General features: G+C 71.1%; 17 protein-coding genes and 1 pseudogene. 9 read left to right on the top strand and 9 right to left on the bottom strand.

Annotation, left to right across the window (positions count from 1 at the left end; genetic code table 11):
- From AB0M20_RS04175 to AB0M20_RS04190, 4 genes and pseudogenes are all read right to left on the bottom strand, one after another.
- Positions 1–211: pseudogene (locus tag AB0M20_RS04175) on the bottom strand (alpha-(1-2)-phosphatidylinositol mannosyltransferase); the annotation flags it as partial.
- A complete protein-coding gene (locus AB0M20_RS04180) occupies positions 211–1,467 on the bottom strand; it encodes a M48 family metalloprotease (RefSeq protein ID WP_364293438.1) in 1,257 nt (418 codons plus the stop codon). The pseudogene AB0M20_RS04175 and the gene AB0M20_RS04180, both read right to left, overlap by 1 nt.
- 22 nt (positions 1,468–1,489) lie before the next feature.
- The gene (locus AB0M20_RS04185) at positions 1,490–1,711 is read right to left on the bottom strand and encodes a hypothetical protein (protein ID WP_364293482.1); all 222 of its coding nucleotides are present in this window, start codon (positions 1,709–1,711) and stop codon (positions 1,490–1,492) included.
- A 67-nt stretch (positions 1,712–1,778) separates the two neighbouring features.
- Complete coding sequence (locus AB0M20_RS04190) at positions 1,779–3,158, bottom strand: NYN domain-containing protein (protein WP_364293441.1); 1,380 nt, start codon at positions 3,156–3,158, stop codon at positions 1,779–1,781.
- A gap of 104 nt (positions 3,159–3,262) precedes the next feature.
- Between AB0M20_RS04190 and AB0M20_RS04195 the strand changes: the two genes are divergently transcribed.
- The 4 genes from AB0M20_RS04195 to AB0M20_RS04210 all read left to right on the top strand — a co-directional run bounded on the left by AB0M20_RS04195 (position 3,263) and on the right by AB0M20_RS04210 (position 8,335).
- On the top strand, positions 3,263–5,062 hold the full coding sequence (locus AB0M20_RS04195) for a DEDD exonuclease domain-containing protein (protein WP_364293444.1): 1,800 nt from the start codon (positions 3,263–3,265) through the stop codon (positions 5,060–5,062).
- 104 nt (positions 5,063–5,166) lie between these two features.
- On the top strand, positions 5,167–6,960 hold the full coding sequence (locus AB0M20_RS04200; RefSeq protein ID WP_364293447.1) for an HD domain-containing protein: 1,794 nt from the start codon (positions 5,167–5,169) through the stop codon (positions 6,958–6,960).
- Positions 6,961–6,992: 32 nt separating this feature from the next.
- Positions 6,993–7,526, top strand: coding sequence for an NUDIX domain-containing protein (locus AB0M20_RS04205; RefSeq protein ID WP_364293450.1), 534 nt, complete (start codon positions 6,993–6,995; stop codon positions 7,524–7,526).
- Entirely contained in the window at positions 7,520–8,335 is an 816-nt protein-coding gene (locus tag AB0M20_RS04210; RefSeq protein ID WP_364293485.1) for an NTP transferase domain-containing protein, read from the top strand. Before AB0M20_RS04205 ends, AB0M20_RS04210 begins: the two co-directional genes overlap by 7 nt.
- 169 nt (positions 8,336–8,504) lie before the next feature.
- Here the strand turns inward: AB0M20_RS04210 and AB0M20_RS04215 are convergent, their stop codons facing one another.
- Positions 8,505–9,311: a hypothetical protein gene (locus tag AB0M20_RS04215; protein ID WP_364293453.1), complete on the bottom strand. Its 807-nt coding sequence runs from the start codon at positions 9,309–9,311 to the stop codon at positions 8,505–8,507.
- A gap of 510 nt (positions 9,312–9,821) precedes the next feature.
- On the opposite strand from AB0M20_RS04215, the gene AB0M20_RS04220 reads away from it, so the two are divergent.
- A complete protein-coding gene (locus tag AB0M20_RS04220) occupies positions 9,822–10,109 on the top strand; it encodes an Lrp/AsnC ligand binding domain-containing protein (protein ID WP_364293456.1) in 288 nt (95 codons plus the stop codon).
- Positions 10,110–10,390: 281 nt separating this feature from the next.
- On the opposite strand, the gene AB0M20_RS04225 is transcribed toward AB0M20_RS04220, so the two are convergent.
- The 4 genes from AB0M20_RS04225 to AB0M20_RS04240 are packed head-to-tail and all read right to left on the bottom strand — an operon-like array spanning position 10,391 to position 14,621.
- On the bottom strand, positions 10,391–12,010 hold the full coding sequence (locus tag AB0M20_RS04225; RefSeq protein WP_364293459.1) for a cytochrome b N-terminal domain-containing protein: 1,620 nt from the start codon (positions 12,008–12,010) through the stop codon (positions 10,391–10,393).
- A complete protein-coding gene (locus AB0M20_RS04230) occupies positions 12,007–13,119 on the bottom strand; it encodes a Rieske 2Fe-2S domain-containing protein (protein ID WP_364293462.1) in 1,113 nt (370 codons plus the stop codon). The genes AB0M20_RS04225 and AB0M20_RS04230 overlap by 4 nt, the downstream gene beginning before the upstream one ends.
- The gene (locus tag AB0M20_RS04235; protein ID WP_364293465.1) at positions 13,116–13,964 is read right to left on the bottom strand and encodes a c-type cytochrome; all 849 of its coding nucleotides are present in this window, start codon (positions 13,962–13,964) and stop codon (positions 13,116–13,118) included. The genes AB0M20_RS04230 and AB0M20_RS04235 overlap by 4 nt, the downstream gene beginning before the upstream one ends.
- Positions 13,965–14,018: 54 nt before the next feature.
- Entirely contained in the window at positions 14,019–14,621 is a 603-nt protein-coding gene (locus tag AB0M20_RS04240) for a heme-copper oxidase subunit III (RefSeq protein WP_364293468.1), read from the bottom strand.
- A gap of 124 nt (positions 14,622–14,745) precedes the next feature.
- Between AB0M20_RS04240 and AB0M20_RS04245 the strand changes: the two genes are divergently transcribed.
- The 4 genes from AB0M20_RS04245 (at position 14,746) to AB0M20_RS04260 (ending at position 17,541) form a co-directional block, all read left to right on the top strand.
- Positions 14,746–15,690: a cytochrome c oxidase assembly protein gene (locus AB0M20_RS04245; protein WP_364293471.1), complete on the top strand. Its 945-nt coding sequence runs from the start codon at positions 14,746–14,748 to the stop codon at positions 15,688–15,690.
- A gap of 23 nt (positions 15,691–15,713) precedes the next feature.
- The gene (locus AB0M20_RS04250; RefSeq protein WP_364293474.1) at positions 15,714–16,139 is read left to right on the top strand and encodes a hypothetical protein; all 426 of its coding nucleotides are present in this window, start codon (positions 15,714–15,716) and stop codon (positions 16,137–16,139) included.
- A gap of 3 nt (positions 16,140–16,142) precedes the next feature.
- Positions 16,143–17,210, top strand: a complete 1,068-nt coding sequence (trpD, locus tag AB0M20_RS04255) for an anthranilate phosphoribosyltransferase (protein ID WP_364293477.1) — start codon at positions 16,143–16,145, stop codon at positions 17,208–17,210.
- A 118-nt stretch (positions 17,211–17,328) separates the two neighbouring features.
- Positions 17,329–17,541, top strand: coding sequence for a hypothetical protein (locus tag AB0M20_RS04260; protein WP_364293479.1), 213 nt, complete (start codon positions 17,329–17,331; stop codon positions 17,539–17,541).
- The last annotated feature ends 188 nt before the right edge of the window (positions 17,542–17,729 follow it).

Raw genomic sequence — 17,729 nt, forward strand, 5'->3', positions numbered from 1 at the left:
GCGCGACGGCGGGCGTCGGCAGGAGCACGCCGGTGTCCTCGCGGATCACCTCGAACGGCTGGTCGGCGTCGAATTTCTCGGCGCCGCGCCAGGTGGAGGCGTAGACCACGATCGAGCCGGGCGGCTGCCGCACCGCGAGATTGTGCACGAACTGCTGGATGCCGCCGGGCCGCGGCGGGAAGTCGTTGGTGATCAGCAGGGTACGAGCCATCAGCGCTCCCCCCGCGCCCACGCCCGGGCCGCCGCCATCCGCTCCACCGTGGACGGGTGGGTGGCGAACAGCACGTGTTCCCAGGCCGGCGGGTCGGGCTCGGAGAGGTTCACCGTGCCCAGCCGGCGCTGCATCGACTCGAAGGTGGCCGGATCGGACGTCAACGCCAGCGCGTGCGCGTCGGCCCGCGCCTCGATCCGCCGCGTGACGAACGCCTGCGCCGGCGTCGCCACCAGGCCGGCCACCGCCGCGAGGGCGATGAGCAGGCCCAGCGCCCTCGGCTCGGCGATCGACTCGACCCCGGCGACGCGCAGCAGCCACCCCCAGAAGCCCAGAAGGTAGAGCGCCACCACCCCGGCCGCCGTGCCGAGCGCCCCGATGAGCGTGCCGGTCAGCACGTCGTTGTCCTTGGCGTGGCCCAGCTCGTGCGCGGTCACGGACACCACCTCGGCCGGGGTGGCCTCGGTCAGCATCGTGTCGTAGACGACGATCCGCCGGGTCGGCCCGAAGCCGGACACGTATGCGTTCACCGCCTTGGTGCGCCGGGACGCGTCGGCGACCAGCACGTCGCGGACCGGCACGCCGTCGCGCTCGGCCAGGGCGAGCAGCTCGGTGCGCAGCGGCCCCGCGGCCATCGGCGAGAACTTGTTGAACACCGGCTCGACCAGCACCGGCAGCACGAAGGACAGCAGCACGACCAGCAGCGCCGCTCCGGCCGCACCCCAGGCCCACCACCAGCGCGGCGCCAGCCGGACGACGGCGAAGAAGCCGAGCAGCGCCACGCCGCCGATCACCGCGCCCACCGCGAAGGACTTGAGCACGTCGACCGCCCACGCATCCCAGGTCTGCGTGGAGATGTCGTAGCGGACCAGGATCGTGTGCCGCCAGGCGGCGAACGGCAGCGTCACCAGCTCGGCGACCAGCAGCACCAGCAGGCCGCCGAGCAGCGCGCGGGCCACCCAGTGGCCGCCGAACGGCCGCCCGGCCAAGGTCACCAGGGCGGCGCCGAGCGGGGTGAGGCCGAGCACCAGAGCCAACGCCAGGCCCACGGCCATCGAGCCGTAGGACCCCGGCCGCAACGCCGAGTGGAACTCGCGGGCCCGGGAGACCTTGTCGGACGGCAGCTCGCCGAGCGCGGCGAGCTGATCGGGCCGCGGCGCCGGTGGGCGATGCCACGGAATCAACACGGCGGCCAGCACAGCGGTGGCGACCACGAGCACCACGAAGGTGCACAGGGCCCAGGCTCGTGGCGTCACCGGGACATCTTAGAGAGCACCCTCACGCCACGTGACGGCGGAACGGGACCACGACCGGCGGGGCCGGCGTCTCCAGCAACTCCACGTCGAAGCCGGCCAGCTCGAACACCTCGATCGCACGCATCTCGCTCGGGGTCAGGTCGACGATCTCGTCGGGCGTCTCGGACAGCGCTTTGACCAGGCAACCGTCGCACTCATCGGCTTGCCCGGCCCGCGCCTGGCAGCCCCCGCAGTCGATGATCATGACTTCCTCCTCCGTGACGGCGATCGTCACTGCCCATCACGCTACGGAGGGGGTACGACAAAAATTTCTAGCCGCGGCTCAGCCTGCGGATGAGCGAGTCGGCGCCCATCGGGTACGCCCCGTGACGCCGCACGCCGTCGGCCACCTCGCGGTCGGACGACACCACCACCAGCGGGCGCCCGGCCGGCTCGGCCCGCACCAGCTGCCGGATCAGCTCGTCGGCGGTGTCGCCCTTGCGGGAGAAGAGCACCCGCACGTTGCGCGGCGCGGGCGGCAGCCCGTGCACCCGCTCGGCGCCGTCGAAGACCACGGTCACCTCGTCGCCGGTCTGCGCCGCGATGCCGCCCAGCCCGGTGATCAGGCGCTTGCGCTGCTGCTCGAGCGACATCTCGGCGAAGCCGCGCTTGGTGACGTTGTAGCCGTCCACGATCAGGTGCGCGCGTGGCAGGGCGAGCAGCTGGTCGAGGCGGCCGGGGTCGTCGGTATCCTGCGCCCGGGCACGGGACCGCTCGGGTACCCCCGGCCGCTCGGCCGCCTGGTCGGCCACGTAGTCGGCGGGCAGCTTGTCGGTCGGCGACAGGCCGAGCTCACGACGCAGCCCGGAGGCGGCCTGGCCGATCGTCTCGAGCAGCAGCCAGAGCCGCGCGTCGTCGGCCGCGCGGGCCTCCTTGGCGGCCTGCTTGCCGGTGGCGGCCGCGGCCTCCGCCTCGGCCAGGCGTGCGCGCAGGCGGCGTACCTCGGCCTCGTGGTCGGTCGCCGCCCGGGCGGCCCGGCCCTTCTCGGTGGCGAGCAGGTCGCTCGCCCTTTTCTGCGCCGCCAGCGCCTCGCGGAGCGCCTTGCCGGTGACCCGGGACTCCTCACGGATCTGGCCCAGCTCCTCGCGGACCCGGGCCAGCTCGTCGCGCAGCTTGTCGGCCTCGACCCGGGCCACCGCGCGGTCGTGCTCGGCGCGGGCGGCCCGCTGCTCGGCGTCGCGCACCTGGCCGGCGATCGCGGCGCTGTCCACGTCGGCGCGCACCGCCTGACCGGCCTCGGCCAGCAGCTCACGCCAGCCGTCCGGTCTGGCGAGGTAGGCGATCGCCGCGACCTCCACCGGGTCCGCGGCGGCCGGGGCCATGCCCGCCGCGACGGCCTCGCCCAGATCGCCGGTGTCGGTCACCACCCGGGTGCCGATGCGCTGGCGGAAGAGCGGGTCGGCGGCGAGCTGCGCGGCGATGGCCTGGCCGCCCAGGCGAGCGCGACGATTGGGGGCGAACCGGGCGACTCGCCGCAGCGCCACCGGCATCTCGTCCAGCGGGAGCCCCGGGAGGGTGGCCGCGGCGAGCGTGGTCACCCGCTGCCGGACCGGCTCCGGGAGGGTCGGCTCCGGGGCGGCACCATCCGCGTGACCAGCGTCATCGCCCGCCTCCTCAGGGAGGCGGTCGGAAACCGAGTCGGACGCGGACATGAACTCATTGTCCCACCCACCGGACGGTTACCGCCGGACTCGCGAAGTGATCTTTTAAGCCCGCCTGCCGGGAATTGTCGTACCCCCGTTCTAATGTCCCCGCCGTGGCACAACCCGCATACGTGCAAGGCACCCTCGACACGCTCCTCAGTGCCGACGGGTCGGTCGACCCCGCGGCCCTGTCGCTGCGTGACACCACGTTCACGGTGCTCGACCTGGAGACGACGGGCGGCGCGCCGGACGGCGGCGGGATCACCGAGATCGGCGCGGTCAAGGTGCGCGCCGGCGAGGAGCTCGGTGTCTTCGCGACGCTGGTCAACCCGGGTGAGCGGCTGCCGCCGTTCATCACGGTGCTGACCGGCATCACCGAGGCGATGCTGGCCCCGGCGCCGCCGATCGAGGAGGTGCTGCCCAGCCTGCTGGAGTTCGTGCGCGGGTCGGTGCTGGTGGCGCACAACGCGCCGTATGACGTGGGGTTTCTCAAGGCGGCCTGCGCCCGGCACGGCTACGCGTGGCCGCAGCTGCGGGTGCTCGACACCGCGGCGGTGGCCCGGCGGGCGCTGACCCGCGACGAGGTGCCCAACCGCAAGCTCGCCACGCTGGCCCGGTTCTTCCACGCCGCGGTCGAGCCGACGCACCGGGCGCTGGACGACGCCAAGGCGACGGTCGACGTGCTGCACGGCCTGATCGAGCGGCTCGGCAGCTATCGGGTGCACACCCTGGGCGACGCGGTCGAGTTCGCCAAGGCGGTCACCCCGGCGCAGCGCCGCCAGCGCCACCTGGCCGACGATCTGCCGCACGCCCCGGGGGTCTACGTGTTCCGGGCGGCGGACGGGCGGGCGCTCTATGTCGGCACGTCGAAAGACATCCGGACCCGGGTGAAGACGTATTTCACGGCGAGCGAGAAAAGGGCGCGGATCTCCGAGATGATCGCCGCCGCCGTGCGCGTCGAGGCGGTGGAGTGCGCTCATTCTCTGGAGGCCGAGGTCCGCGAGTTGCGGCTGATCGCGGCGCATTCGCCGCCCTACAACCGCCGGTCGAAATACCCGGAGCGGGTGGTCTGGCTGAAGCTGACGGCGGAGGCCTACCCGCGCCTGTCGGTGGTGCGCGCGCTGGCCGACGACGAGGCGGCGTATCTCGGCCCGTTCTCGTCGCGGCGCACCGCCGAGCTGGCCGCGGCCGGGGTCTACGACGCCGTGCCACTGCGCCAGTGCACACACAAGCTTTCGACGAGGGTCAAGACGCCGGCCTGCGCGCTGGCCGAGCTGGGCAGATGCCCCGCGCCGTGCGAGCACGAGATCACCCCGGAGGAGTACGCGGCCCGCGCCGCCCTGCCGTTCCGCACGGCGACCTACGGCGACCCGCGGCCCATCGTGGACGCCCTCATGGCCCGCATCGAGCTGCTGTCCTCCCGGCAGCGCTACGAGGAGGCGGCGGTCGTCCGGTCCCGGCTGGTCGCGTTGTTGCGGGCCACCGTGCGGATGCAGCGCCTCGGCGCGCTGACCCGGCTGTCCGAGATGGTGGCGGCGCGCCGCAATCTGAGCGGCGGCTGGGAGATCGTCGTCGTCCGGCACGGCCGGCTGGCCGCCGCGGCCACCTCGCCGCCGCGCGAGCATCCACGCCCGACCCTCGACATGGCCCGCGCGACGGCCGAGACGGTCCTACCCGGACCGGGCCCGGTGCCGGCCGCGTCGGCGGAGGAGACCGAACGGATCCTCGCTTGGCTGGAGAAGCCTGACACCCGATTGGTGGAGACTTCGGGCGACTGGGTGTCACCGGCTCGTGGCGCCGCGCGTTTCACGGCCCTGCTCAACAGGGCTGAGGCCGCAGTTGGGGGGCGAGACTCGCCCGTTCGCTCATCGGTAACTGACCGTTCGGACGACGGTCGCTCGCTTAGGCTGTAGGGCAACGCGGAGTTACCGGTGAGTCGGGCCGGCTTCTCCCGCGGAGGCTCGGTGGACAAACCGGACGCCGAGCACGGGCGAGTGAGGGTTGAGGAGGGGTCCGGGTGGACGTCGACGCCGGCCACGGCGCCGCACTCGGTCGCGCCCTCAATGCAGCACCCCGCGAGATAACGCTCTCCCAGCGACTCCGTTCGTTCCTCAGCTTTCAGGGCAACGACGACGATCCGGTCACCAAGCTGACCCGGACGCATCGGGCGATCCACCCGTCGGCCGACGCCAACGTGCTGCGGCGCAGTTTCAACATCGCGGAGAACATGCACCGCGGGCAGATGCGCAAGAGCGGCGAGCCGTACATCACGCATCCGCTGGCGGTCGCGCAGATCTGCGCCGAGCTGGGCATGGACACCACCACGCTGGTCGCGGCGCTGCTGCACGACACGGTGGAGGACACCAGCTACACCCTCGAGGCGTTGCACGGCGACTTCGGGCCCGAGGTGGCCCACCTGGTCGACGGTGTGACGAAATTCGACAAGGCGTTCTACGGCAAGGTCGCCGAGGCCGAGACGATCCGCAAGATGATCGTGGCCGCCGGCAAGGACGTGCGGGTGCTGGTGATCAAGCTGGCCGACCGCCTGCACAACATGCGTACCCTCGACGCCCGCTCGCCCGCCTCGCGTGCCCGCATCGCCACCGCGACCCTCGACGTGCTCGTGCCGCTCTGCGACCGGCTCGGCATCCAGGCCCTCAAGCGCGACCTCGACGACGTCGTGCTCTACCACCTGGAGCCGGAGGCGTTCGCGCGCATCGACGAGCACGTCCGCAACCGCGCGGGCTGGGAGGAATACCTCCTGGACGTGATCAACAAGGCGCGCGGCTCGCTGCGGGCCAACCGGGTCAGCGCCGACGTGCACTGGCGGCCGCGGCACTACTACTCGATCTGGAAGGACACGGTGGCCGGCGGGCACGCCGTGCCGCTCGACCTGCCACGCATCGCGATCGTGGTGGACGGGCCGGACACCGACTGTTACGCCGCGCTGGGTGCGGTCCACGGCCAGTGGCGGCCGGTGGCGGGTCGGTTCAAGGACTTCATCGCGTCGCCCAAGAACAACCTCTACCGCTCGCTGCACACGACGGTCGTCGGGCCGGAGGGCAAGCTGGTCGAGGTGCTCATCCGCACCCAGTCGATGCACCGCTGCGCGGAGTACGGCGTGGCCGCGCCCTACCGCTACCCCAAGTCGGCGATCGGCGGCGATTTCGCACCCGCCACCGACCAGCTGACCTGGCTCAAGCGGGTGCTCGACTGGGAGCAGGACACCACCGACCCGGCACAGTTCCTGGCGTCGCTGCGCTGCGATCTCTCCGAGGGGCAGATCCAGGTCTTCGCGCACGGCACCACGGTCGAGCTGCCGGCCGGGTCGACGCCGGTCGACTGCGCGTACGAGCTCAGTCCCGACAAGGGTGAGAACTGCCTCGCCGCGACCATCAACGGACGTCTCGCCCCACTGAGCTCGCAGCTGCACGACGGTGACGTCGTCGAGATCTTCACCGAGACCGACGGCCACGTCGAGGTGGAGCCGAGCGCGCCACGCGGCCCGCGCAAGGAGTGGCTCGGGTTCGTGAAGTCGAGCCAGGCGCAGATGCAGATCAAGCAGTACTTCGCCGAGGAGAACGAGCCCGGCATCAGCATCGCGGACAAGATGCGGCTGGGCCGGGCCACCATCGGGCTCACCCTGCGCAAGCACGACCGGGGGCTGGCCAGCGAGGTCCCGCTGCGCCGGCTGGCCGACGACCTGGGCTACCCCGACCTCGAGACGATGCTGGTGGCCGTCTTCGAGCGCACCCTCGACCCCGATGTCGTGGTCGAGCAGCTGATCACGCTCGTCGACCACCCCGACTGAGCGGTGCGCATCCGCCCGATAGCCTGGCGTTCGTGAAGATCCCCCGGCGGCTGCGCGGCTACGCCTATCAGACGTTCTACCGGCTCCCGGGCAAGGTCCGCCGTCGGATCGTGCGGCTCATCGTGCCGAAATACCTGGTCGGCGCGGTCAACGTGATCACCGACGCGGATGCCACTCCACCCGGACGCATCCTGTTGCTGCGCCAGCCGCCCGGTCGCGCCTGGGGCCTGCCCGCCGGGCTGCTCAAGCACCATGAGCCACCGGCCGTGGGTGCGGCGCGAGAGCTCTTCGAGGAGTCCGGCCTGCGCCTCGACCCCGCCGCGCTCCGGCCGGGCAACCCCAATGCGATCGTTCACCCGGCGGGGTGGATCGACACGGTCTTCTTCGGTACGGCCCCGGCGGCGTCGACGTTCACGGTGGACGGCGGCGAGGTCCTGGAGGCGCGCTGGTTCCCGCTCGACGACCTGCCGCCGCTGACTCCCAACACGGAGCTGCTGCTCGGCGTCTACGACATGGGCCCGGCGGCCGGCCGCGACCCGGCCGACTACCCGGACGTCGACTGGTGAACTTCTGCGCGGTGATCCTGGCCGCGGGCGAGGGCCGGCGGCTGCGCCCGCTGACGTCGCTGGTCCCGAAGGCGCTGTGCCCGGTCGGCAACGTGCCGCTGCTCGACCACGCGCTCGCCCGGGTGGCGGGCCTGCCCGTGGCCGTCAACGCGTCCTATCTGGCCGGCCAGGTGGTCACGCACGTCGGCGACCGCGCGCATCTGTCGGTGGAGCCGGACGGGCCGCTGGGCACCTCCGGCGGCATCGTTCGCCTGCGCGAATGGATCGACGGCCGCGGCGTGCTGGTCGGCAACGCCGACGCGTACCTGTCGGACCCGTCGCGAGCGCCGGGCAAGGACATCGAGGCGCTCCTGGACGGCTGGTCGGGCGAGACGGTCCGGCTGCTGGCGCAGCCGCTTCAGCCCGGCGAGGAGGGCGGTTTCAGCGGCCACCGCTTCGCGGGTTTCTCACTGCTGCCATGGCGACGGGTACGCGACCTCGTCGCGTCCCCGGCCGGCCTGGTCAGCGACGTGTGGCGCCCGGCCGAGGCGGACGGCGAGCTGGAACTCATCAGGTACGAGGGCACCTACATAGACACCGGCACCCCGGCCGACTACCTGAGGGCCAACCTGCACGCCGCCGCGGGCCGGAACCTGATCGCCGCCTCCGCCGAGGTCACCGGCGACTGCACGGCCTCGGTGGTGGGTCCATCGGCGACTGTGGCCGGCCGGGTGACCCGCTGCGTGGTCTGGCCCGGCGCCGAGGTGACCGCCGGCGAGTCCCTGACGGACGCCATCCGGGCCGGCCGCTCCCTAACGGTCGCCGGCTAAACGTTCCCCACGCAGAGCCGCCACGGATCGGGCCCCGGCCACCAGGACCCGGGCCACTGGGCTCAACCACCGGGCCCGGCCACCGGGCCCGGCCACCGGGCCCGGCCAACTGGCCCCTGGTCGCTGGGCCGGCCGTCGAGCGTTGACCTGCCCGGCGGCCGGCGGCTGATCATCGTGAGCAGCGGCAGGCGCCCGTTTCCTGGATCGGGCCGCTGCACGACGAGCAAACCCCCACCAGGGCCAGTCCCCTGACCCCCGAGGATTTCGCGGAGCCCGCGGATCCGGTCCGTCCCCGGGCGTTGCGCCGTTCGACGGCGGAGGCGTCCATCGGGAGGCCGATGAAGTTGAAGCGCTGACTGTTGACCGGCTCACGGGGCACCGGGGCCGCCCAGTTGGCCCGGTTGGTGAGGGGAGGCCGGGGCTCTGCCGGCAGCTTGGGGCGTCCCTGGGTGCGGGGCGCCGGGGTGGCCATCGCTTCTTCGACGTCGACCAGCCGCAGCTTGGCGAAGGATCCGCCTCTCATCACGAGCACCTCGTGAAGTGCCTCGGCGCTTCGGCGAGGGTCACGAGCCAATTCGTCGTGCACGGCCCACACGATGTCGCGCCACCTCGGCGGCGGCATGTGCGCCAGACGTCGAGCGGCGTCGTTCTGCTTGTGCTTGCCCTTGGCGACGTCTCGGGACGAACGCGGCCGCGCCGGCCGTCGAGGCGCCCGCTGGTTGCCCCCCGCGGCTCGACCACCCGGCCGACCAGGCGAAACCACCGGCTGGCCAGACGAAGCCATTGGCGCAACGCTGTCGCCCAGCGCCGCCACAGACCCGTCGCCGTCGCCCGGCAGTGCTGCTCCACCGACCGGCGCCGCGCGGTCCAGCCAGCTGTCGACGCTCCGATCAGGCCGGTCGTCATCGAACCCGTCCACACCCGGAGCGTCCCAGCCGGAACCCTCGCTGTTGCTGTACCAGTCCTTGATCGACATACGAACCGCCCCCGATTCATGACGGCCCCGCGCCGCCTCTGTTGATCGTGGACCTGATGGCCGCCAAGATCACGCCACAAGGCGACAAAGTGGACATCCGTCGCCTTGATCAAACCAATCGTCCCCACAGCGCAGAGCGTCGGTCCGGCGTGTCGCCGTCGCAGGCACCACGGAGCTCGGCCCGCCACAGCAAAGCAAGCGCCGCGCAGCACCCCGCGCCGCACAAGCGCCGTGGGTGGCCGGGGTGGCCGTGGGTGGCCGGGGTGGCCGTGGGTGGCCGGGGTGGCCGGGGTGGCCGGGGTGGCCGGGGTGGCCGGGGTGGCCGGGGGTCGCCGCGTGTGGCCGCGGTGGCCGCGGGTTGCCCTGGGTTGGCGCGCAGCGCGGGAGCTCAGCCACGCACGCAGAATGAAGGGAGCGCAGCGACCGGCCTCGGTGGGACTGCGGTCGGCACCACCCACCCAGCTGCGACATCAAGAAGTTGATCTTCGAGGTAGTGGATAGCATGAGCCGGTGAATACTGCGATCGTGCACATCGACTGTGCCACCGATTCGATTCCCGAGGTGGCCGAGGCTCTCGCTTCCCAGGACGGGGTCAGCGAGGTCTACTCCGTCGCCGGCAACGCCGACCTGATCGCCATCGTGCGGGTGCCGCACTTCGACGACATCGCCGAGGTGATCGCCGGACGGATCTCCAAGACGCCCGGCGTGGTGAACACCGAGACCTATGTGGCGTTCCGGGCCTATTCGCGGCACGACCTCGAGGACGCCTTCGCCATCGGGCTACCCGACGCCGACTGACAACGCCGACCGACGACGCCGACCGACGACGCCGACCGTCTGAAGACGCCGACCGCGCCGCTCGGCGACAGCCGCGTCGAACGCGACCACGCCCGGCGAAACAGGCACCCCTGCGCGGGAGCCCGCGGAACCCGCCGCACGGGCGGCACACGCCACGGGCGGCACACGGCACGAGCGGCACACGCCACGAGCGGCACAGCCACGAGCGGCACAGCCACGAGCGGCAAACGGCGCTGAACGCGGAAAAGGGCCCGCCGAAGCGGGCCCTTCTCGCGGCGTTCTCAGCGGCCGGAGGTGATCTCCTCGCGCTTCTCCCCTGCCGGCACCGACGGGACGGCCGGCGAGACCGGCGCCTCCGACGGCCTCTCGACCGGGAAGAAGAAGCCCTTGACCGCGGGCGCCAGCGCACCGAGCCGGTTCATCTTCTTGGGGACCACCCAGCCCGCGTAGTCGAGCGGCAGCGGGTGGCCGTGGTCGTCGACCGGCGAGAGCGGCTGGTGCACCTCGACGAAGCGGCCGTCCGGCAGCCTCTTGATGATGCCCGTCTCCACGCCGTGGGCCAGCACCTCGCGGTCGTGCTGCTGCAGGCCCAGGCAGACGCGCACCGAGATCCAGTAGGCCAGCGGCGGGAGGATCACCAGGCCGATGCGGCCCGCCCAGGTCATCGCGTTCAGGCTGATGTGGAACTTGTCGGCGATGACGTCGTTGCCGCCGGACAGGGTCGCCACGATGAAGAACGTGAACGCCATGGCGCCGACGCCGACCCGCTCGGGCGCGTCACGGGGACGCTGGAGCAGGTGATGCGAACGGTGGTCCTTGAGGCGCCGGGCCTCGATGAACGGATAGAACATCGGGACCGTGGTCAGCGCGCCCAGGCCGACGATCGCCGGCCAGAACAGCGGCGGGATCGAATACCCGTCACCGAACGGCAGCGTGATCTGCCAGGCCGGCATCAGGCGCACCAGGCCATCCATGAACATCACGTACCAGTCAGGCTGCGACGCCGACGACACCTCGGACGCCCGGTACGGTCCGAACAGCCAGATCGGGTTGATCTGGAACAGCCCGGCCATCAGGGCGACCACCCCGAAGACCGTCATGAAGAAGCCGCCCTGCTTGAGCGCGTACCTCGGGAACATGCGCTCGCCGACCACGTTGTTGTTCGTCCGCATCGGGCCGGGCCACTGGGTGTGCTTCTGCTTGAAGACCAGGCCCAGGTGAACGGTGATCAGGGCGAGCAGACCGCCCGGAATGAGCAGCACGTGCAGGATGTAGAAGCGGCCCATGATCAGGTGGCCGGGGAATTCGCCGCCGAAGACCGACGCGGAGGCCCAGGTGCCGATGACCGGGATCGACAGCATGATCGCCGAGGCGATGCGCAGGCCGGTGCCGGACAGGCCGTCGTCCGGGAGCGAATACCCGGTGAAGCCGGCCAGGAAGCCGAGCAGGAACAGCGCCACGCCGATCGCCCAGTTGGCCTCGCGCGGCTTGCGGAACGCGCCGGTGAAGAAGGTGCGCGCCATGTGCACGATGATTGCCGCCATGAACAGCAGCGCCGCCCAGTGGTGCATCTGACGCATGAACAGGCCGCCGCGAACCTCGAACGAGAGAGTCAGCGACGACTCGTACGCCGCGGACATCTCCGTGCCGCGCAGCGCCGGGTAGGCCCCCTGGTACGCGACCTCCTTCATCGAGGGGTCGTAGAAGAGGGTCAGGAACACACCGGTGAGCAGCAGAATGATGAACGAGAACAGGGCGATCTCGCCCAAAAGGAACGACCAGTGGTCAGGGAAGACCTTGTTCAGTAGCCCGCGCAGCGGCGTCGCCGCCTGGAACCGGTCGTCGACGCCCTTGCCGACATTGGCCGGAACCTGCGATACATCAAATTTCCGGCGCTTCATGGCCGCTCCCAGAAGTCAGGTCCGACGGTCTCCCGGTAGTCCGACGTTGCCACAAAGAAGCCCTCGGCGTCCACCGTAATCGGAAGCGCGGGGAGTCGGCGGCTGGCCGGACCGAAGATCGGACGGGCGTTGTCGGTGATCAGGAACTGCGACTGGTGGCACGGGCAGAGCAACCGGTTGGTCTGCTGCTCGTACAGGCTGGCCGGGCAGCCGGCATGAGTGCAGATCTTGGAGTACGCCACGTAGTTGCCGTACATGACGCCCTTGTTGCGACGGTCGTTCTCGGTGGCCTGGCGGGTCGCGTCGGCGTCGCCCGCACGCAGGTGGATGAGCAGCGTGGGCGAGTCGGCGTACTCGTTGGTGGCCCCGCCCGGGATGCCCGGGAACACCGTGATCTGGCCGCCGACGCTGACGTCCTCCGGCCGGACCGGCGTGCCGTCGGACCGGGTGAGCCGGACCGGCTTGCCGCCGTTCGCCACCGGGTCGAACCCGGTGCGGAACATCATCGGCTCGTCGTCCTTGTGCGGGTTCTCGATCAGCCCGCCGATCAGCGGCGCCGCGGCGACCAGGCCGAGCGGCGCCAGGCCGAGCGCGATCGCGCCCTTGAGCAGCGGCCGGCGCTGAACGCCCAGCTCCTCGCCCATGTAGACGATGGTCTGGCCGGCGATCAACCGGTCGTCATCGCTGGACGGGCTGTTGTGCCGGTCCTGGATCGAGACCTCGTGCGGCAGCAGCTTCTTGGCCCAGGCCAGGATGGCGAAGCCGAGCGCCAGCAGCGACACGGCCAGCGAGATGCCGAGCACCGCCGTGTAGTAGTCGTTCAGCGAGTGGCCGAGCTCGAACTCCCAGGGCCACCAGATGTAGGCCACCAGAAAGACCAGCGCGCCCAGGCCGGAGAGCAGGAACAGGGCCGCGATGTTGCGAACGACCCGCTTCTCCGCCTTGGAGTTCGGCGTCGGGAACTGCGACTCGTACACGACGATGTCGATGTCGTCACGGCGCGCGCCCTCGCGGACGATGTCGAACCGCGACAGCCGGGGGTCGTTCACGTCGACCGGCTCGGTGGCCGTCTCGTGCTCGTGGCCGTGCGGCTCCTTCGTAACGGTCATGACTTCCCCGCAATCCACAGCGCCGCGAAGACCAGGATGGTGATGCCCACGACGAAGATCGCCAATCCTTCGGTCACCGGGCCGTACCGTCCCAGGTTGAAGATACCGCCCGGGTCCTTGTCGTCCTGGATCTGGACGGTGATGTAGGTGATCAGCTCGCGCTTCTCCTCGGGCGACAACTCGTTGTCGCCGAACACCGGCATGTTCTGCGGGCCGGTCAGCATCGCCGCGTAGATCTCCTGCTCGGTCGCGTCGTGCAGCGACGGCGCGTACTTGCCGGAGGACAGCGCGCCGCCGCCACCGCCGAAGCCATGGCAGGAGGTGCAGTTGATCCGGAAGAGCTCGCCGCCGGCGGCCAGCGCCTCGGGGTTGCTCTCCAAATTCTCGGTCAGCTCGCCGGCCGGGATCTGCGGGCCGCCACCCAGCTCCTGGATGTACTGGCCGAGCTGCTTGGTCTGTGCCTCGTCGAACTGCGGCGGCTTCTCCTCGGCCTGCGCCTCCTGCCGGGCCATCGGCATGCGGCCGGTGCCGACCTGGAACTCGACGGCGGCCGAGCCGACGCCGACCAGGCTCGGACCGCGGCCCTCGACACCCTGCGCGTCCCGCCCGTGGCAGGTGATACAGGAGTTGTCGAAGAGCGCCTTGCCCTCCTGCGCGGCGGTCGACAGCGTGCGGTCGTCCTCCGCGGACGCAGTCGGCGTGAAGGCGGTGTAGACGCCGCCGGCCAGGGCCAGGGCGGCGAGCATGCGGGTCGCGGCGCCGACTCGGCGGCGCATCCGGCTCGGCGCGGACCGGCGCCGGCCGAACACCCGGAAGCGCCGGCCGGCTGGGGTGTCAGAACTCATGGGCGGTGTCCTCTGGTGTCGAACCTGGGCAACGGACGAGGCGGGCGGACACCATCACTGCAGCCAATAGATCATGGCGAACAGCGCGATCCACACGACGTCCACGAAATGCCAGTAGTACGAGACGACGATCGCCGAGGTGGCCTGCGCCGGCGTGAACCGGCCCATGGTCGTCCTGATCATGTAGACGATGAACGCGATCAGACCGCCGGTCACGTGCAGGCCGTGGAAGCCGGTGGTCAGGTAGAACATCGAGCCGTACCCGTCGACCTGCATCGTGATGCCCTCGTGCGTGACCAGGTTGCGATACTCGTTCGCCTGGCCGAGCACAAAGATCAGGCCCATCACGAAGGTGATCGTGAACCAGCGGCGGAGCCCGAAGACGTCGCCCTTCTCCGCCGCGAACACACCGAGCTGGCAGGTCACCGAGGACAGCACCAGGATCACGGTGAACGTGGTCGCGTACGGGATGTTCAGCACCTCGGTGTGCTTCTCCCACAGGCTGTAGTCAGCCGCCCGGATGGAGAAGTACATCGCGAACAGCGCCGCGAAGAACATGAGCTCGCTGGAGAGCCACACGATGGTTCCCACGCTGACCATGTTGGGTCTGGTGAGCGAGTGGATCTGGCTCTTGTCGATGGCTGAGGCCGCAGTCACGGCCTCATTATTGCCCCGCGATCAGCCGAACGTGTCGCGGGGGGCCTAATCCGTCTTGTGTCGCGACCCGGGATGACGATCTCGCACGGGCAGGGCCTAGCCTCGAATGGTGCAACACGCCGAAATGCCTGCGTGGCAGGCCGCCGCCGGGGATACTGCGCCGCCGCCCTTCACGGTCGCCCAGATCTTCACCCAGTGGAGCCCGGTCAGCCTCGTCGCGCTCTTCCTGGTGGTCGCCGCGGCCGTCTACCTCTACGGCGTGTGGCGGCTGCGGCAGCGCGGGGACGCCTGGCCGCCCGGGCGCACGGTGGCGTTCCTGCTGGGCGGGCTGGGCTCGATCGCGGCGGTGACCGTGACCGGGCTGGAGGCGTACGACACCACGCTGCTATCGGTGCACATGATCCAGCACATGGTGTTGTCGATGGTCGGCCCGATCTTTCTTGCGCTGGGCGCGCCGGTCACGCTTGCTCTGCGTACGCTCCACAAGCAGCCCAGACGGGCGCTGCTCGGGGTGCTGCACAGTCGCGTGGTGCGCGTGGTGACCTTCCCGCTGGTCGCGTTCGGCCTGTTCATCGCGAACCCGTTCGTCCTCTACTTCACCGGGGTCTACCGCGCCACCCTCGAGCACGCCTGGCTGCACGAGCTGGTCCACGTCCACTTCATCCTGACCGGCTGCCTGTTCTTCTGGCCGCTGATCGGGATCGACCCGCTGCCCAACCGCTGGCCCTATCCCGGCCGGGCGCTGCTCATGGTGCTCTCGGTGCCGTTCCACACGGTGCTGGGGCTGACCATCATGCAGAGCACCACGCTGCTCGGCGGCGACTGGTACCCGAGCCTGGGCCTGACCTGGGCCGATCCCAAGGCCGACCAGGTGGTGGCGGGTGGTGTGCTGTGGGCCGGCGGCGAGATCGTCAGCGTGACGATGCTGGGCATCCTGGTGGTGCAGTGGATCCGCCAGTCCGAGCGGGAGGCCCGGCGGATCGACCGCGCGCTGGATCGCGAGGAAGCGCTGGAAAGGGAGAAGGAGAAAGCTCTGGAAAGAGGGAACACCGGACCCGCCGCGCCCTGACCGGTTCGCTACGATCAGCGACTATGGCCGACAAGTACACCGTCCTGCTCTACAGCGATGACGCCGCCGTGCGCGACAAGATCCGGCTGGCCATCGGCCCCCGGCCCGCGGCCGACCTGTCGATCGAGTTCGCCGACGCGTCGACCTGGGAGGAGTGCCGCCGCCTCCTGGACGAGTACGAGATCGACCTGATGATCCTCGACGGCGAGGCGGCACCGGCCGGCGGCATCGGCATCGCCCGCCAGACCAAGGACGAGTACGCCGAACCGCCGCCCACCTGCGTGGTGATCGCCCGGGCCGCCGACCGGTGGCTGGCCGCGTACGCCCAGGTGGACCAGACGCTGGTGTACCCGCTGGACCCGGTCACGACGGGCCAGACGGTGGCCGCGATGCTGCGCGCCCGGCGCAACGGCGCGATCCCGCTGGGCACCATGGGCACGCTCGGCTAGACGATGGCCTCCCCCACCCCCACCTGGCCGAACCTGTTGAGCACCGTCCTCACCGGCGGCGAGCTGGACGCGACCGAAACCGCCTGGGCCATGGGCGAGATCATGGCCGGCAACGCCTCCCCGGTACAGGTCGCCGGGCTGGCCGTCGCGCTGCGCGCCAAGGGTGAGACACCGGCCGAGATCGCCGGCCTGGTCGAGGCCATGCTGGCCAACGCCACCCTGGTCAAGCTGCCCGAGGACGTGCGCGCCGACGCCGTGGACGTGGTCGGCACCGGCGGCGACCGGGCGCACACCGTGAACATCTCCACGATGGCCGCGATCATCGTGGCCGCCGCCGGGGTCAAGGTGGTCAAGCACGGCAACCGTGCCGCCTCCTCCGCTTGCGGCACAGCCGACCTGCTGGAGCACTTCGGCATCCCGCTGGACCTGGGTCCGGCCGGTGTGGCCCGCACGGTCGCCGAGGCGGGCATCGGCTTCTGCTTCGCCGCCCGCTACCACCCCGGCATGCGGCATGCCGCGGTTCCCCGGCGAGAGCTGGGCGTCCCGACGTTCTTCAACATGCTCGGCCCGCTGACCAACCCGGCCCGGCCCCGCTCGGCCGCCGTCGGCTGCTTCGACCTGCGGATGGCCCCGGTGATGGCCGAGGTCTTCGCCCGGCGCGGCGACAGCGCGGTGGTGATGCGCGGCGAGGACGGTTTGGACGAGTTCACCACCGCCGCGCCGACCCGGGTGTGGCTGGCCCGCGACGGCAAGGTGGAGGAGTCCGTGCTGGACTCGACCGAGCTGGGTCTGCCCCGCAGCGCCCCGGGCGACCTGCGCGGCGGCGACGCCACCTTCAACGCCGACGCGGCCCGCCGGATGTTCGCCGGCGAGCGGGGGCCGGTCCGCGACGCGGTGCTGGTCAACGCGGCGGTGGCCTTCGCCGCCCACGCGGGGCTGCCGGGGGACCTCAGAGACACGCTGCGGGCCGGGATAGCCCGAGCCGCGGAGACGGTGGACGCCGGCGCCGCCACGGCGCTGCTGGACCGCTGGGTGGCCGCGGCGCAGGCGGCCAAGGCCGCGGAGGCCTGAGCGGCCGAGCAGCGAGTCCGAAGACACGCCGAGCCGCCTACCACGCTCTCAGCACATCTCGTGGCAGCGTCGAGGGGACATCCGGGGAATTCCACCTTCCGACGAAGAGGAGCCACCCGTGCGAGAACGCGAACTGCGCTGTGTCATCTGTGACCGCGACATGATGTTCGAGGTCCCGCCGTGTCCCGACGGCCACGAGGACGAGTGCCCCGAGCTGCTGTGCACGCGCTGCGGCGCCGCCGAGGTGCTGTTCCCGCTGGCCTTGCGCGTCTTCAAGCCCCACACCCCGCGGGGCGGCCGCATAGCCCCCATGCAGCGACGAGCCGCCTAATTCAGTTCAGTTCCGCAGCACCGACGGGACCGCCGAGGCCTTCGGTGCAGCGAGGGGCCGGCCACGGGTCTGACCGCGGCCAAAGTCGCATTTCGCCGCCGGTGTCGTGCGGCCCCGAAATAGGAACGCCCAGCCGCGGGCGGTTTTACGGCGGCACGATACCCGCACAAAGCGGAATTCCCGGGGAG

The organism is Actinoplanes sp. NPDC051633 (genome assembly GCF_040681735.1).
Taxonomy (GTDB): domain Bacteria; phylum Actinomycetota; class Actinomycetes; order Mycobacteriales; family Micromonosporaceae; genus Actinoplanes.

Coding starts and splice junctions, on each gene's coding strand:
- AB0M20_RS04245 (WP_364293471.1), top strand. CDS start 14,746: ATGCCTGCGTGGCAGGCCGCCGCCGGGGATACTGCGCCGCCGCCCTTC.
- AB0M20_RS04235 (WP_364293465.1), bottom strand. CDS start 13,964: ATGAGTTCTGACACCCCAGCCGGCCGGCGCTTCCGGGTGTTCGGCCGG.
- AB0M20_RS04215 (WP_364293453.1), bottom strand. CDS start 9,311: ATGTCGATCAAGGACTGGTACAGCAACAGCGAGGGTTCCGGCTGGGAC.
- AB0M20_RS04250 (WP_364293474.1), top strand. CDS start 15,714: ATGGCCGACAAGTACACCGTCCTGCTCTACAGCGATGACGCCGCCGTG.
- AB0M20_RS04190 (WP_364293441.1), bottom strand. CDS start 3,158: ATGTCCGCGTCCGACTCGGTTTCCGACCGCCTCCCTGAGGAGGCGGGC.
- AB0M20_RS04225 (WP_364293459.1), bottom strand. CDS start 12,010: ATGAAGCGCCGGAAATTTGATGTATCGCAGGTTCCGGCCAATGTCGGC.
- trpD (WP_364293477.1), top strand. CDS start 16,143: ATGGCCTCCCCCACCCCCACCTGGCCGAACCTGTTGAGCACCGTCCTC.
- AB0M20_RS04185 (WP_364293482.1), bottom strand. CDS start 1,711: ATGATCATCGACTGCGGGGGCTGCCAGGCGCGGGCCGGGCAAGCCGAT.
- AB0M20_RS04230 (WP_364293462.1), bottom strand. CDS start 13,119: ATGACCGTTACGAAGGAGCCGCACGGCCACGAGCACGAGACGGCCACC.